This window comes from Synechococcus sp. R60.1, from assembly GCF_047461835.1.
Classification (GTDB): domain Bacteria; phylum Cyanobacteriota; class Cyanobacteriia; order Thermostichales; family Thermostichaceae; genus Thermostichus.
Genome location: NZ_JANSIA010000087.1, coordinates 1 through 13,647, shown reverse-complemented (window position 1 = coordinate 13,647; position 13,647 = coordinate 1). Strand labels below are relative to the sequence as shown.

15 protein-coding genes are annotated in these 13,647 nt (G+C 58.0%); 7 read left to right on the top strand and 8 right to left on the bottom strand.

What is annotated here, in order from left to right; translation table 11 throughout:
* The first annotated feature begins 365 nt into the window (after nucleotides 1-365).
* On the top strand, nucleotides 366-692 hold the full coding sequence (locus tag NW834_RS11415; RefSeq protein WP_011432901.1) for a DUF5684 domain-containing protein: 327 nt from the start codon (nucleotides 366-368) through the stop codon (nucleotides 690-692).
* A 44-nt stretch (nucleotides 693-736) separates the two neighbouring features.
* Here NW834_RS11415 and nuoK read toward each other — a convergent pair whose 3' ends face one another.
* The 5 genes from nuoK to NW834_RS11390 all read right to left on the bottom strand — a co-directional run bounded on the left by nuoK (nucleotide 737) and on the right by NW834_RS11390 (nucleotide 4,560).
* Nucleotides 737-1,042, bottom strand: coding sequence for an NADH-quinone oxidoreductase subunit NuoK (gene nuoK, locus NW834_RS11410; RefSeq protein ID WP_414328814.1), 306 nt, complete (start codon nucleotides 1,040-1,042; stop codon nucleotides 737-739).
* Nucleotides 1,043-1,123: 81 nt separating this feature from the next.
* A complete protein-coding gene (locus NW834_RS11405; RefSeq protein WP_011432903.1) occupies nucleotides 1,124-1,732 on the bottom strand; it encodes an NADH-quinone oxidoreductase subunit J in 609 nt (202 codons plus the stop codon).
* Between the two features lie 119 nt (nucleotides 1,733-1,851).
* Nucleotides 1,852-3,201, bottom strand: a complete 1,350-nt coding sequence (locus NW834_RS11400; RefSeq protein WP_414328807.1) for a TPM domain-containing protein — start codon at nucleotides 3,199-3,201, stop codon at nucleotides 1,852-1,854.
* A 145-nt stretch (nucleotides 3,202-3,346) separates the two neighbouring features.
* Nucleotides 3,347-4,078, bottom strand: a complete 732-nt coding sequence (locus NW834_RS11395; RefSeq protein WP_011432905.1) for a lipoyl protein ligase domain-containing protein — start codon at nucleotides 4,076-4,078, stop codon at nucleotides 3,347-3,349.
* 17 nt (nucleotides 4,079-4,095) lie between these two features.
* The gene (locus NW834_RS11390; RefSeq protein ID WP_414328810.1) at nucleotides 4,096-4,560 is read right to left on the bottom strand and encodes a YbjN domain-containing protein; all 465 of its coding nucleotides are present in this window, start codon (nucleotides 4,558-4,560) and stop codon (nucleotides 4,096-4,098) included.
* Between the two features lie 221 nt (nucleotides 4,561-4,781).
* On the opposite strand from NW834_RS11390, the gene NW834_RS11385 reads away from it, so the two are divergent.
* Nucleotides 4,782-5,537 (top strand): 5'-methylthioadenosine/adenosylhomocysteine nucleosidase, encoded by a 756-nt coding sequence (locus NW834_RS11385; RefSeq protein ID WP_414382819.1) that lies wholly within the window; start codon nucleotides 4,782-4,784, stop codon nucleotides 5,535-5,537.
* A gap of 70 nt (nucleotides 5,538-5,607) precedes the next feature.
* Here the strand turns inward: NW834_RS11385 and NW834_RS11380 are convergent, their stop codons facing one another.
* Nucleotides 5,608-6,561, bottom strand: coding sequence for a PspA/IM30 family protein (locus tag NW834_RS11380; protein WP_414418492.1), 954 nt, complete (start codon nucleotides 6,559-6,561; stop codon nucleotides 5,608-5,610).
* A gap of 329 nt (nucleotides 6,562-6,890) precedes the next feature.
* Nucleotides 6,891-7,709 carry a hypothetical protein gene (locus tag NW834_RS11375; RefSeq protein ID WP_414418493.1) on the bottom strand — a complete coding sequence of 273 codons (819 nt, stop codon included), beginning with the start codon at nucleotides 7,707-7,709 and terminating at the stop codon, nucleotides 6,891-6,893.
* Between the two features lie 85 nt (nucleotides 7,710-7,794).
* Here NW834_RS11375 and NW834_RS11370 point away from each other — a divergent pair, with 85 nt between their 5' ends.
* From NW834_RS11370 to lpxD, 4 genes are all read left to right on the top strand, one after another.
* Nucleotides 7,795-9,057, top strand: a complete 1,263-nt coding sequence (locus tag NW834_RS11370; protein ID WP_414418494.1) for a class I SAM-dependent methyltransferase — start codon at nucleotides 7,795-7,797, stop codon at nucleotides 9,055-9,057.
* A gap of 58 nt (nucleotides 9,058-9,115) precedes the next feature.
* Nucleotides 9,116-10,639, top strand: coding sequence for a hypothetical protein (locus tag NW834_RS11365; protein WP_414418495.1), 1,524 nt, complete (start codon nucleotides 9,116-9,118; stop codon nucleotides 10,637-10,639).
* Nucleotides 10,640-10,705: 66 nt separating this feature from the next.
* Entirely contained in the window at nucleotides 10,706-11,224 is a 519-nt protein-coding gene (locus tag NW834_RS11360) for a DUF4330 domain-containing protein (RefSeq protein ID WP_414329249.1), read from the top strand.
* A gap of 15 nt (nucleotides 11,225-11,239) precedes the next feature.
* Nucleotides 11,240-12,271 (top strand): UDP-3-O-(3-hydroxymyristoyl)glucosamine N-acyltransferase, encoded by a 1,032-nt coding sequence (lpxD, locus tag NW834_RS11355; protein ID WP_414329255.1) that lies wholly within the window; start codon nucleotides 11,240-11,242, stop codon nucleotides 12,269-12,271.
* 53 nt (nucleotides 12,272-12,324) lie between these two features.
* Here the strand turns inward: lpxD and NW834_RS11350 are convergent, their stop codons facing one another.
* Nucleotides 12,325-12,750, bottom strand: a complete 426-nt coding sequence (locus NW834_RS11350) for a DUF1499 domain-containing protein (protein ID WP_414329250.1) — start codon at nucleotides 12,748-12,750, stop codon at nucleotides 12,325-12,327.
* A gap of 192 nt (nucleotides 12,751-12,942) precedes the next feature.
* On the opposite strand from NW834_RS11350, the gene NW834_RS11345 reads away from it, so the two are divergent.
* Nucleotides 12,943-13,629: a Uma2 family endonuclease gene (locus tag NW834_RS11345; RefSeq protein ID WP_414342578.1), complete on the top strand. Its 687-nt coding sequence runs from the start codon at nucleotides 12,943-12,945 to the stop codon at nucleotides 13,627-13,629.
* Nucleotides 13,630-13,647 lie beyond the last annotated feature (18 nt).

Here is a 13,647-nt window from a genome sequence, read left to right as displayed (position 1 = left end):
TTCCATTACGTGATCGAGCTGCTCTGGGATGCCTGTAGCGGCTTGCTGGAATCCCTGGTTCCCGGGATCCAATGCCCGCCGTTGCCCCCCCGTGCTTGAGAGATTATTCGTCAGATCTGTATTCTTGATGAAACTTGACAGAATTCTTGATGAAACTTGACAGATAAGTCTGGACAACGGGATCCCTTTTGGCTAACTTTGTGGGCGGGATCAGAGTAGCTCCTGAACAGCTTTGGAAAGTTGGTTTTCTTGCGGTTTGGCCTTATAGCTGTATAGATTCGAGGGTTGCCTCTGACACCAAAGAGACGCTGGAGACAAGTGAGTTGACATTCGCAAATATCAAAAAAATATGTGGGAGGGTCACGATGGATGAGCTTTTACCAGGGCTGATTGCCGTTGCCCTTTACGCTTTCTTTAGCTACACCTTAATGGTGATTGGAGAGAAGCTAAACGTGCCGAATGCTTGGTTAGCTTGGATCCCGATTGCTAACATCTGGGTGATGTGTCGAGCTGCTGGTAAACCCGGCTGGTGGGTGATCCTCTTCTTCATTCCCCTAGTCAACTTGATCTTCGGTATCTGGGTGATCTTTGCCATTCCACCCCGCCTGAATAAATCCCGCTGGCTGGGTCTGCTGGTTTTCCTGCCTGTTTTGGGAGCTTTGCTCTACTCAGGCATTCTGGCCTTCACTTGAATTAGCCAGCCTTGCCTTGATACAAACTAAACAATCGAAAAAGTCTACCACTTGAGCAAGTTAAAGCTCTCCATATCGATAGTGGCGCGGTTGCGGTAGATCCCCAGCACGATGGCCAAGCCCACTGCGGCCTCGGCAGCTGCCACAGTGATGACAAACACCGAGAACACCTGGCCGCGAATCATCGCTGAATCGACAAAGTTGGAGAAAGCCATGAAGTTCAGGTTAACCGCATTGAGCATCAGCTCAATCGACATCAGGACGCGAATCGCATTGCGGCTCACAATCAATCCGTAAATACCAATGCAGAAAAGAATCGCTGCCACCACCAAGAAAAACTGCAGTTGCAACATCGCGATGAGCTCCATGTAGATACACAATGACAGGGGCCTCGGGAAAGCTCTAGGTTTTATGGCCAAGAGCAGTCAGCTTCAACGGGTGCTCACCAGCTCTGCCGGTCGTTCTGACTCTGATTCCAGCTGGGGTCGGGCCCGCTCCAGCAAGCTCAGATCCCCTTCTCCGGCTTGGGGAAGAACAAACTCCCGCCGCGCCAAGACAATGGCCCCAATCAACGCCATCAGCAGCAAAACAGAAGCCAGCTCAAAAGGCAGAAGATAATCGCTGAAGAAGTGGCCGCCGATCACCAACACACTGCTCAAAGGTTGGATCGGCTGCAGCGGCCAAGGGGTGTTCAAAGCCATCGCGGCTAGAAGGGCAAACAGACCCAAACAGACCACCGCCGTCACTCCGTTGCGCAGCCAGCCCAGCTTCAGAGGAGCAAAGTTGTAGCGCCGATTCACCAACATGATGGCAAACAGGATCAACACATTAACCGCGCCGACGTAGATCAGAACTTGGGCTGCGGCCACAAAATCGGCATTCAAGAGGAGATACAACCCGGCCATGCTCAGGAAAACGCCCCCGAGCAGAAAACCGGAATAGACAATGCTGGGGGCCCAAACCACGCCTAGCGCGAAGCCAATGGCCATCGCCGATAGCACCACAAACGTAACCAGTTGTACGCCTTCTCCGAGGGTCATGAGAGATCCGTCCTTAGCCAGTTTCTATTGCTGCTCCCTTACCACTGTACTGTCCTGGCGGATTTAAGAGAAGCCCGACTCCTTTTTCAGATCGATAGAGAAATCTCTAGAGTTGGGTCTCACCAACTGCCGCCCGCTCCGCCACCTCCGCTGCTACCGCCACCGAAGTCTGAATCTCCACCTGAATCTCCACCGAAGTCTGAATCTGTGTCTGTGTCGCTGAGCTCGGGGATGACCACCTCTCGCTCGCTGCGGTACCCGCAGATAGGACAGCTCAGGATTTCCAGCTTCAAGCCGCTAGAGGAATAGGTGGCTTCCCTGAGAACCTGTGTGGTGAGGTCGAGGGTGAGGGCTTGGCACCGAGGGCAGTAAAGGTGTCGGGAGAGCGTGCCTTCGCGCACAACCACAGCTATTCCTTGACAGGTAGGACAAAACCAGCCGTAGTAGCGAGCTCTGCCGCGGCTCCTGGCCAGGCGATGCTCTTGGGGAAGGTACTTATCCAGAAGCTGGGGCTGGATGAGTCGCATGGGTCGACCACAGGCTTGACAGACCACCGGCTGAAAAGGGATCCCACGCTTCCGGCCCAAGGTGCCGTCAGTGGCCATAGCAGCCACAACCGGCAGAGCGAACCCCAGCCAGTTGCCGCTGGACAATCCTAGGAACACGCCAAGGCAGAGGGATCCCGAATAGAGGAAGAGACGAATGGGGTCGCTCTGAACCGAAGAGAGCACAGCACCTGTTCTTGGATCTCTGCGTGTCAGGGAGAGGACTTGTCTTCCCCCTCGCTCAGCCCTTAGAGAGACGGGCATGCGAGAGCGCTGCCACCCCAGTCCCAAAATGATGATCCCCAGCAGCAGCAGGATCCCTTCCACCAGGGAAGAATCAATGCCCTGGGCCACTGCCCCAGAAGAAGTTGCAATCGTTGAGGTGGTAACTCCAGAAGCTGCCGCAGGAACATTTGCAACGGGCTGGCCCTGCAACACCGAGGTCAACTGCCGCACCCCCGCCAGAGTGCCGCCATCAAAATCCCCATTGCGAAACCGAGGCAGGATCTGCTGGTCGATAATCTGCTGGACTCGGCTGTCGGGGAGGATAGCGACCAGGCCCCTGCCCGTTTCGATTTCCACCCGCCGATCCCCTACCGAGATGAGAAACAAAACCCCGTTGTTTTGGCCTGCCTTGCCGATCCCCCAGTAGTTAAATAGCTGCGTGGTGAAGTCTTTTGGTGTTGCATATCCCTGAGTATTCGGCACGGTAACCACTGCCATCTCGGCACTGGTGCGCTGCTCAAGCTGAGTGATAAGACGGTTGAGCTCGTTTTCGGTGCTGCTGCTGAGGATGTTGGCGGTATCGGAAACCCACCCTCCATACTGACGGCGGGGGTTGGGCACTTGTTCAAGGGTAATGGCCCAAGCGGGCTGCGGCAGCAGGGATACAACTAGCAAAACTGCCGCCCAAACTTTCGGCATGGCTTACCTGGCTGAGCGCTGCCTAGGTTCTAGCACAGCTGTCTCGGCTAGACTGGCAGTCCTTTTCCCAGGGAGAGAGGGGAGTTGGGGAACGGTTGAGACAAGCCGCTTCTTGTTGCTAGTAATTGTTAACAGCAACCGGCCCTCAGTCCGGCCAAGGGAGCCAGGCTTCTTCTTGCCATTCCACTTCAAAGCACTCCCGGGCGGCCTGGAGAAAATGTTCGATCAAAGCAGGGATCCCTGGCGCCGTGGGGCAAATGTCGTAGATACCAATCACCTGCGAGCCGGGCAGATACCGTTCCCACAGCTCTAGATTGGGTTGCAATAGGAGGGATCCCTGTTGCAGGATCCCCCAAGGTTGCCACAGTTGGGCGTTGCCCATCAGCTTTTTGCCCTGCCAGCTCAAGTCAGCACGGGTACGGGAGGCAAAGCAACTGGTCTTGTTGCGGTAGCCGGGATCCCGGTGGCTTCGGCCGTGAGCAAAAGCGGGCTCATCTATGGCAATGCCCAGCTCCGCCAACCCCTGCACCCAAAAGCGGCAACAGAAGTCGTACACCCAGGCCCGCTGCAAACTGGGCAACCTGGCTTGCAAGTAAGAAAGGGGCAACACCAAGCTGTAGGTCAGCTCTGCTGCATCCTCAGCCGCCTGATGGAGCACCGCCCTTCCCCCCGTGGGTCGGCGCACAATCGGGATCCCTGGCAGAGGATCTGGCCAAACCTGATGCCGTCCCAGCGAGAGGGTAAGCTGATCCCAGCCATAAAAGCGCAGGCAGGGGTGAGGGTCATGGCGCAGCCGCTGCAGAAGCCAGGCATCCTGCTCCATTTGCCGGGCCCCAGAGGCCACGCGGTAGGGGAGCCAGTATCCCTGGGATCCCATCCTGGCAAAGCCAGACCCTAAACTTTGGGAAACTCCGCCTGGAGGGGCTCATCATATTCATCGGCCAAGCTGGCCACAATGGTGATGGCCCGGGAAATTTCGCCCGCTGTGATCCCTTCCAAGGTGCGGTAGTGGTTCAGCACCACCTGGTTGTTCCAGATGCAAAAGCGCGCCTCTAGGGTGTCGCTCCAATTCTTCTCCAGGAGCTTCTGCATCAGCTTGGCCGGTTCTGCCACCGGCAGAGAGAGAACGGGAGACCATACCAAAAGAGTGTCTTCTGGGGATTCGCCGCTCAGATGGACGAACACTTCTGCCGTGCCGTAGGTGAACTTCCAGGTGTGTCCCTGCTCATGGTTTTCGTAGGCCGCATCCTCTTTGAGGCTGGAAACCACCGCCGAGACAACCTCAACGCAGCGAAGGGGCTCTGGAAAAACCTCTGGCGAAGGGTTAAAGGTGCTCATGAGCGGCTCACTGTAGACCATGGTCTTCCCCCTATTCCCTATCCAACCACCTCAACTATACCGCTATACCGCCTAAGACTCCGACCTATCCGGCCATCGCCTTGGGATCCTCAACTCAGGCGAGAATGAAACCGTTGGCAATGGTTCACTAAGTGGCCGGACAGGTGAGGGCAAGCGATCCCCCCCGCCAACTGGAGAGAGAGCCTGTTCAAAAGTCTTTCGAAGAACCTGAGGGAAGCTCTATGGAATCTCCATCTCATCTCCCCCAGAAAGCCATTGGTATTCTTGGAGCCCTGCCCGAGGAAGTGGCCATGCTCACCGCAGCAATGGAAACCTGCTCCATCCATACCCATCTGGGGCGACAGTTCCACCAGGGATCCCTGGCGGGGCAACCGGTGGTGGTGGTACAAGGTGGGGTGGGCAAGGTGCGGGCGGCAACCACGGCGGCTCTGTTGGTGGCCCATTTCCCTTTGCAGGGGATCATTTTTACCGGTGTGGCCGGGGCATTGGCCGATCACTTGCACATGGGAGATGTGGTGCTGGCCCATGCGGCGATCGAGCACGACTTTGGCACCGGACGACCCGAGGGCTTTGTCTTGGGGATCGACTTTATCCCAGAGCTGCGCCACCCACTGGCCGAGGCCGATAGCGCCCTCTACGACCTGATTGTGGCCCACCCCGAGCGGATCCCTCTCCACCCCCTACAAGGCCGGGATCCCGTCATTCATCAAGGCTTGGTGGCCACCGGCGATGTGTTTGTGGCCGACGCAGACCTACGCCGACAAATCCGAGAACGCACCGGCGCTTTGGTTGTGGAGATGGAGGGGGCAGCCGTGGTGCGAGTAGCGCAAGAAGCCGGGATCCCTTGTTTGCTGGTGCGCTCGGTCAGCGATGCAGGGGACGATACGGATTTCTTGAGCTTTTTTCAAACAGCAGCGCTCAACTCGGCCGCAGTTGTCCGCACCATCCTGCAAAACCTGCCCCCCTCCTTGCCTTAGCCCAAGTGCGCAGATCCCCTCCTCTAGCGCAAAAGACGCAAAAGAGGAGTTGGGCATGGTTGCGTTCGCGTCAGTTGTTCATCTCCCGCTCCAGCTTGGCCATCGAGATCTGGCTTTCTAGGCGGGAAATGCCTTCGCGAAGGGTTGCCACCTGCGCTTCAACTTCATCCAAAGATTTGCGAACCGCTTCTGCCGCGCTCATGTGCTGGTTGCGCCGGACCAAAGCCTCGCGGGCAAGGTCATCCTGGTTCTGTTGGCTGGCTTTCTCAGCCCTGACAAACCAATCTTCGGCCTTTTGCAAAATTTCGTCGTACCGCCGTTCCAGTTGCTTGCGACTGGCCAGGGTTGTGGTGAGGCTGCGCTGCAATTGTTTCAGATCCCGCTCCATCTGCCGGATGCTCACCCTTTGTCGGCTGGGCTTTCTCCACAGCACTTTGCTCAGACCCACCACCACCACTGCGGTAGCAATCCCCACACCCGCAGCCGCCGCCGGATTTTCACGAATCAAAGAACCATCCAAAACATTGACCCCTGCAAAGGCCGAGGTTTGTGTGGCCGTCTCCCGAAACTCCCAAGGCATCACCGGATTGCGTTGCTGCCAGAAGCCTAACCGCGCCGCTTGGGCCGCCTCTTGGGCTTCTAGGTAGCGTTGCCGATTGGCCCCGTGCAAAAAGCGCTCGTAAACCACCGCCTGACCCTGGCGCAACATCTCCAAATTCACCAAACCATCGGCGTTGTACACCTGGGCAATGTGAAGCCCTTCCGGTGTGACATAGAGGGTATCCACCTGCACCAGGGATCCCGTCGGGAGCAAGTTTTGCAGAGCCTCTTGGGATAGCCGCCCCCAGCGCCCTTGGGTCAGCTCCGGCGCATCCACGTAGGCCAGACGGAAACGGGTTGGCCTGCCGTTCAAGTCCGCCCAGAAGGTATCCCCATCCACCACCGACCGCACCCGGGCCGTCCCGGAAGATTGTGCTGCCGCCGGAAGAACAAGCCAACTGCCCGAAAGGACAGCCACAGTCATCAGAAGGGAAGTTCTTGAGGTCATGGGGGTCACTCCTATTGTGCAGAACAAGAACAAAAGTTAAGAAATAATAAGATAGAGAAGTTTGGGGGAACAAACCGGAATCCCAGAGCGTCCTTGGGGATTGCCGTGAGGCTGGCTGCTGCTCTTCCCCGGCAAAGGCAACAGAGCCAGCTGCTCCCTACGTCGGAAAAGCGAACCTCTCCCACGAAAAGCTGCGGCTCTCGAAGAGTCGGCTCGTGGGGTCGGCTTAATTTGGGTTAGAGTTTAGCTCACCTTTTGGGGCAACGTCACAGCCCTAAGGCGCAATCTTTGTCCCCCGGATCAAATCACAGGCGCAAGCGATAGGGTTCTTCGTCGGGGAAGTCGGGCAGAGGAGGGGGCAGGATCTCGATCTCCCCCGTAGGCAGCGTTTGCAGCACCGTACCCAACTGGACCAGTTGTTCCAAGACAAACAGGCGGGTATCCCGGTCGGTGGTGGAGTTAAACACGCTCAGCCAAACATCGAATTGGGAACGGCGGCTGAGAGGACTGCGGGCGATGTTATCCCCCAACTGGCGAAATTCATCTCCAGGCAGGCCCACCTGCTCTCGCCAGGCAGCGGCTTGGTAGTAGTCATTGCGGCCCGCTTCCGCATCCCCCAGAAACATAAAGTTAAGTAGGGCGCGATCCACATAAAGTCGCCAGGCGTCAGGGTTGTTTTGGGGGTTGAACTGCTGCAGGCCGCGATCCAAAATCTCGACGGCTTTTTCCGGCTGGCCGGCCCGATAGGCCAACACCAAACTAGAGAGCCGGTAGCCCAAGAGGAAATGGGGATCCAGCCGCAGCATGTGATCGAAGTAGTCGTAGGCCAGGCCATAGCCAGTCAGGGTGCGAGCCGGTGCATCCCCGTAGTACTGGATCAGCTCCAGCCACAGCCAGGAAGCCCCCAAGTTGCGGTAGCCCAGCCACCCCAGCGTATTGGCCAGGGCAATGTTGCGGTTTTTGCGGGCCTCGGCATTTTCCAATTCTCCCAGATTGATCCGCTCCAGCATCGGCAACTGCAGCCGCACCACCAGGATCCCACACAGAAACGCTCCCCCAACGGCGGCCAAGGTGCCTATGAGGGAGAAGCGAGAGCGGCGACGGGGCAGGGAAGCAGCAGTCATGGCAAGTTTTTTGCGGATCCCTGAGGCTGTCGCGACCAGGGCTACACTCAATCATAAATTGAACCGTTGAGCCTTTCCCCTGCCTATGGCCAGCTCTGCCCTCTCCGCTTCGGAACGAGCCTTGAGCCTTTACGAGGCTCTACCCTACCCTAATGTGCCCCTCTCGCAGACGGCTCGCAATGCCTTGCCGGAGATGTTTAAGATGAGCTATACCACGGCTCAGTACCTGCGCACCCATACCATCGTCCCGCCAGAGGGCAAGGTGTTGTTGAATGCCGGCTGTGGCTCCGGCTGGGAAACGTTGATGATGGCCGAGGCCAATCCAGGGGCCCAGATCGTTGCCTGTGATCTGTCTCCGGCTTCGGTCAAGCTTACCGAGGAACGCCTGCGCCACCACGGCTTCACAGATGCCGAATTTTATGTCCTCAATCTGCTGGAGCTGGATCGCCTGGGGATCCAATTCGATTTCATTAGCCTCAATGATGTTTTGTATTTGCTGGAGGATCCCACCGAGGGCCTGCGGGCGATGAAAAATGTCCTCAAGCCCGATGGCATCATCCGGGCCAATCTCCACAGCCGCTACCAACGGCAGGTGTTTTTCCGCTTGCAGGAAGCCTTTCAAAAAGTGGGCCAATTTGACGTTCCACCGGCTGTAGGGGCGCAAAATGTGCGGGAGTTCATGGGATCCCTGCGAGAAGAAGTGGCCCAGGCGGTGTTCTGGAACCCGGCCAACTATGCCGAAGATGCGGCCATTATGAACAACTACCTACTCTCCAACGACAAGGGGTTCACGATCCCCGACTTGTTTCGCCTGTTGCAGCAGGCGGGGTTGGGCTTTTTGAGCTTGGTGGATAGGCCCGACTGGTCGGTGGAGTCTTTGTTTAAAAAGGTACCTGAGTTTGTACGGCAGCGGTTGGCAACCCTCAGCGTCATGGAGCGGCTGCACCTCTATGAGCTCATCCGACCTGACCATCGCCTCATCGACTTCTGGGCCGAGCATGCCGGCTCTTCACCGGTGCTGCCCTGGAGCGACGAAGATTGGCTGTCGGGATCCGTACAATTCAATCCCCTGTTGATGGACAACCCCCGCTTTCGCCAGGAGTACAGCAAAGCCCTGCAAGAGAAGCGGCCCTACGAAATGCAGTGGACAGGGGCCACCCACGGGCGGATCAGCATCCCTGCCGAGAAAGTGAGCTGGTTGGCGCCACTGCTTCAAGGACCAACGCCGGTTCGAGAGCTGATTCAACAGGCCGTCCAGTTGGGATCCCCAGATGAAGAACGAACAACCGCTGAGGTGCTGACCTTCCTAACCAACCTAGAAGACTTTCTTTTTTTGATGCTGCAGTAGGCAGCTCCCCAAGTTCTGGCTGCCCATACCTGTCTGTTGTTTGTAACCTATGAGTCAGATGTCTGCCCGGTCGGGATCTTACTGGCGCGCAACCCTGACGCGGTGGTTCCCACAGCCTCTGGATCGCTGGGTTGCCCGGATTACCCTCTGCAACCTGGCCATCGGGGTGATCCTGGTGGTGTTGGGCAACCACACAGCTCCTTACGTGCGGGACTTTAACTGGCAACAGCAACGGGTGGGGGCGCAAGAAGTGCAGATGGTGCTCACCTTCAACCGCCCGATGGATCCCGTCAGCGTTGAAGAGCATTTGGAGATCCAGCCCCCTCTGCCAGGCCGAATGCGCAAGCTGGGTCGCCGCTTTTTTTGGACGCTGACAGAACCAGCCCCTTACGGCCAGACCTACCGGGTGCGCCTGCAGGCAGCCGTGGATGAACGGGGCCAGCCCATGGCCCGGCCTTTCGAGGGAGAATTCCGCACACCGGATCGGCAGTTGCTGGGGATCAGCACCGAACCTGCCCAGCGAGGGCGAATGTTTCTGTTCAACCTGGAGACGGGAGCCGCTACTCTGCTGACTCCAGCTGGGGTCAAGGTAACCCAAATGCAGCCCAGTGCTGATGGCCGCTTCGTGTACTATTTCGCCACGGCCACCAACCTACAGCACCAGGATCTGTACCGGCTGGATCTGGAGGATCTGTCTTCGCGGTTGCTGCTGGATCATCAGGGTTACCAAAACCTGCGCTTCCAAGTCTCGCCGACGGGGGAATTGGTGGTGGCAGAGCGGATCCCGCTGCAACGGGATCCCATGGCTGCCGTCCAGACGGAGCTGTGGATCCAGAAAACGAGCCGGGATCCCTTTGAACGTCTAGAGCTGGATACGGCGGTGGGGGGAGATTTTTTCATTAGCCCCGATGAGAGCAGCCTGCTCATCTCGCAGGGACAGGGGGTGGGGATCGTACCCTTGCATCCACGGGCGGCAGCGGAGAGCTTTCTAGCCCAGTTCGGCCAAACCTTAGCCATCCGCCCCGATGGGGCTTTCGGGGCTTTGCTGCGCTTCAATCCCGACTACACCCGCAGCCTCTCCATCGTCAGCAATACCGGCAACAGCGAGGAGATTTTGAGAACCCAGGGATCCATCCTGAAAGGGGCTTTTTCCCCTCGGGCGCCCATCTTCTACGCCTTGGTCAGTGAGGTCTCTCACGTTAGCGGTGCGGAGCATTATTCTGTTGGCGAGGTCGCGATGGACTCCCCCAGCTACACCGAGTCGCCCCGCCTGCTGGCGATAACGCTCGGCACTGAAGCAGGCAACGCCATAGAGGTGGTTCGAGCCACCTATCCCGTCGATCTGGACTTCAGCATTTCCCCGGATGGACGCATGCTGGCCTACACGCTCTTGGAACCGTTCCCAGGGATCCCGGATCCCTCGGCTCCCCTTAGCCGTAGCGGGCAAGCCATCATGGCCTCGCAAGTGTGGTTGGTGGATTTGCAGGACGGGCTGCCCATTCCTGATGGACAAAGTGGTTCGCACCGCTGGCGGGAACGCCGCCTACCGCTGGGCAGCAGCGCCCTAGCCTGGATCCCTTAGGGCGAGAAAGCCACTTGGAGAACAAACCTGCCTAGAATCAAGACAGGGTGTGCGAGGAGAGGTGATATGCGGCTCATTGACGAGCAGGGGCGGCTTTTGGGAAAGGTCAGCCTCTTGGATCTGGGAGCTCTGGCAATTGTGGTGGTGGCCATTGTCGCCGTCTTGTTCTTTCCGGGTCGGCAGGCGGGCAGTGTCGTCCAGGTGGGAGGTGGCCCCACGCTGCCGGTGGAAGTGGACATGATTGTGCGCGGGGTCAGCAGCCGCTCTATGGAACCTTTTCAGGCGGGGCAGAAGGCTGACCTGATCATCCGCAACCAGCCCTACGGCCAGGTGGAGGTGGTGCGAGTGGAAAATGTCAGCCGCACGGTGCCAGTGGTTTTCCCCGATGGGCGGGTGCAGAACTTGCCCGATCCCGAAGCCTATCGCCTCGACCTGGTATTTACGTTGCGGGGGCGGGGCCAGCGCACCGAGAATGGCATCGTCCTGGGCAACAATCGCGTCAAAATCGGTGTTCCCCTAGAGCTAGAGACCTTTGACTACAACTTGCGCGGCACCGTGATGGACGTGCGGCTGCCGCAATCGTAGAGGATGTCAACCCCAATGCAGCTACAGGAAATTGCCCAAAAATTGGGGTGTGCCTACGAGGGGGATCCCACCCTGGAAATTCACAGCGTGGCCAGCCTGGCGGAGGCTCGCCCAGGGGAGCTGAGCTTTCTCAGCGAGGCCCGCTACCTACCTCTCTTGGAGCAAACCCAGGCCAGCGCCGTCATCGTGGAGGAAGGGCTGGCTTTGCCCTGTTCCATTGCCTGCTTGCGGGGCAGGGATCCCCGTCTGCTCTTTGCCCAGGCCATCGAGCTGTTTTACCAGCCCTACCGCCTACCGGTGGGGATCCATCCTACAGCGGTGGTGGATGCCAGCGTCCAACTGGGGGAAGGGGTGGCAATCGGGCCGCACGCGGTGGTGATGGAAGGGGTGAGGATCGGCGACCACACCCAAATTCATCCCAATGTCACGATTTATCCCCAGGTGCGGATTGGATCCCGGTGTCAGCTTTTCGCCAACTGCGTTATTCACGAGCGCACGGAGATTGGGGATGATTGCCTCATCCACAGCGGCGCTGTCATTGGCGACGACGGCTTTGGCCACATTCCCCTGGCGGATGGCTCCTGGCGGCGCATGCTCCAAGCGGGACGGGTGGTGCTGGAAGACAACGTGGAGGTAGGCAGCAACACCACCATCGACCGGGCCGCCGTTGGCGAGACCCGTATTGGCCGCGGCACCAAGATCGACAATCTGGTGCAAATTGGCCACGGCGTGCGCACCGGATCCCACTGCCTGATCGTGGCTCAGGTGGGCATTGCCGGCAGCACCCAGTTGGGCCACCACGTCATCTTGGCCGGGCAATGTGGCTTGGCCGGGCACCTGCACATTGGCGATGGCGTGCGTGTAGCCGCCCAGACAGGTGTAACCAGCGATATCCCTGCTGGTCAAACGGTGGCCGGCTACCCCCACCAACCCATTGCCGAATGGCGCAAGAGCATGGCCGTCCAGCGGCACTTGCCTGAGCTGCAACGCACCTTGCGCAAGCTGGAAGCTCGTGTGGCCAAGCTGGAACAGAACGAGGAATCATAAGAGACGGCAAAAGACGTGGATCCACATAAGTCTCCCGCCTTGTCCTGTCGGCCCTAGCTCTGCTCCAGCAACGACCGCAAAGTGTTCAGGTACTCGTTGATGTTGCGCCGGTTGCCGCCGAAATCATATTCCCCAACACGGCCTTCGGAAGTAATGTGTAGACGAGTATGGCCAGGATCCCCTTCTATTGGCGACAGCGAAACCGTTAGATCGTCCACGAACTTAAAAAAGTTGGTGCGGGAGATCCCCTTCACTTCCATCGCCTCAGCATCCACAGAGACCAGTTCCCCCCGCTTCCAAACTTGAAAGGCTTGCTCAGCCGCTTTTAACACCTGGTCTGGGCTAGCTGCAATCACAACTTCCTGTTCTGCGCGATTGTAGGGGGATCCACCCAGGGTGGCCGCTTGTAAGGTGGGGATCCCGCTTGCCAAGCCGAAAAGCAGCACCGCTATCACCACCAAAAGTTTCCAGAAAGACATGCGGACAAAAGGAGAAGTTTACATCTCTTATTATGCCTTTCAGTTAGTAGAACGCTCCTGTTATCACCCTGTCAGCCTGAAGCAGAGCACCTGCCGGCGGTTCTATCGATGGGTTAGCCTACAGCTAATTCACTTGCCCCGAGTGCAAAAATGCTGGCCCAAGAAAAACTCCAAGAGAAAGCCGAGGAAAAGATTACTCCCCTCACCCGCCAGCAACTGGCGGAGCTCATGCCCTCGGCCCAGGGGCTGCTCAGCGATGAACCCGAAATGGAACACTCCCTGCATGCCCTGCAGCTTTTGATTCTGGTCAGCTGCCTCGCCCGCCTCTGGCAAGACCGCAACGACTACTTCCTCGCCTGGAACCTCACCGTCTACTACAGCCGAGAGCAACTCAAAAATAAAGACTTCCGCGGGCCAGATCTGTTTTTGGTCAAAGGGGTAGAAAACCGCCCCCGCCCTTCTTGGGTGGTGTGGGAAGAAGGTGGCAAATACCCGGACTTGATCATCGAGCTGCTTTCGGAATCGACTGCCAAAGTGGATCGGGGTGAGAAGCGGGAGCTTTACGAAAGGATTTTCAGGACACCGGAGTACTTTTACTATTCTCCGGAGACGCAGGAGTTTATGGGTTTGCGACTGAGGGGGGAGAAGTACGAGGAGATTGAGCCAACGGAGCAGGGCTGGCGCTGGAGCGAGATGCTGGAGCTGTATCTGGGGATCCATAACCAACAACTGCGCTACTTTTTCCCCAATGGGGAGCTGGTGCCTACTCCTGAAGAAGCTGAGAGAATCGAGCGCCAACGTGCTGAGCAAGAGCGACAGCGAGCAGAGCGCCTGGCCCAGAAGCTGCGGGAGCTGGGGGTGGATCCCGATACCTTGTAAGGGTAAAGAGAGGAGAAC

What these genes read in the sequence shown, in the direction of transcription:
- NW834_RS11415 (WP_011432901.1), top strand. Translation starts at nt 366, where the DNA reads ATGGATGAGCTTTTACCAGGGCTGATTGCCGTTGCCCTTTACGCTTTC.
- NW834_RS11405 (WP_011432903.1), bottom strand. Translation starts at nt 1,732, where the DNA reads ATGACCCTCGGAGAAGGCGTACAACTGGTTACGTTTGTGGTGCTATCG.
- NW834_RS11400 (WP_414328807.1), bottom strand. Translation starts at nt 3,201, where the DNA reads ATGCCGAAAGTTTGGGCGGCAGTTTTGCTAGTTGTATCCCTGCTGCCG.
- NW834_RS11395 (WP_011432905.1), bottom strand. Translation starts at nt 4,078, where the DNA reads ATGGGATCCCAGGGATACTGGCTCCCCTACCGCGTGGCCTCTGGGGCC.
- NW834_RS11390 (WP_414328810.1), bottom strand. Translation starts at nt 4,560, where the DNA reads ATGGTCTACAGTGAGCCGCTCATGAGCACCTTTAACCCTTCGCCAGAG.
- NW834_RS11385 (WP_414382819.1), top strand. Translation starts at nt 4,782, where the DNA reads ATGGAATCTCCATCTCATCTCCCCCAGAAAGCCATTGGTATTCTTGGA.
- NW834_RS11380 (WP_414418492.1), bottom strand. Translation starts at nt 6,561, where the DNA reads ATGACTGTGGCTGTCCTTTCGGGCAGTTGGCTTGTTCTTCCGGCGGCA.
- NW834_RS11375 (WP_414418493.1), bottom strand. Translation starts at nt 7,709, where the DNA reads ATGACTGCTGCTTCCCTGCCCCGTCGCCGCTCTCGCTTCTCCCTCATA.
- NW834_RS11370 (WP_414418494.1), top strand. Translation starts at nt 7,795, where the DNA reads ATGGCCAGCTCTGCCCTCTCCGCTTCGGAACGAGCCTTGAGCCTTTAC.
- NW834_RS11365 (WP_414418495.1), top strand. Translation starts at nt 9,116, where the DNA reads ATGTCTGCCCGGTCGGGATCTTACTGGCGCGCAACCCTGACGCGGTGG.
- NW834_RS11360 (WP_414329249.1), top strand. Translation starts at nt 10,706, where the DNA reads ATGCGGCTCATTGACGAGCAGGGGCGGCTTTTGGGAAAGGTCAGCCTC.
- lpxD (WP_414329255.1), top strand. Translation starts at nt 11,240, where the DNA reads ATGCAGCTACAGGAAATTGCCCAAAAATTGGGGTGTGCCTACGAGGGG.
- NW834_RS11350 (WP_414329250.1), bottom strand. Translation starts at nt 12,750, where the DNA reads ATGTCTTTCTGGAAACTTTTGGTGGTGATAGCGGTGCTGCTTTTCGGC.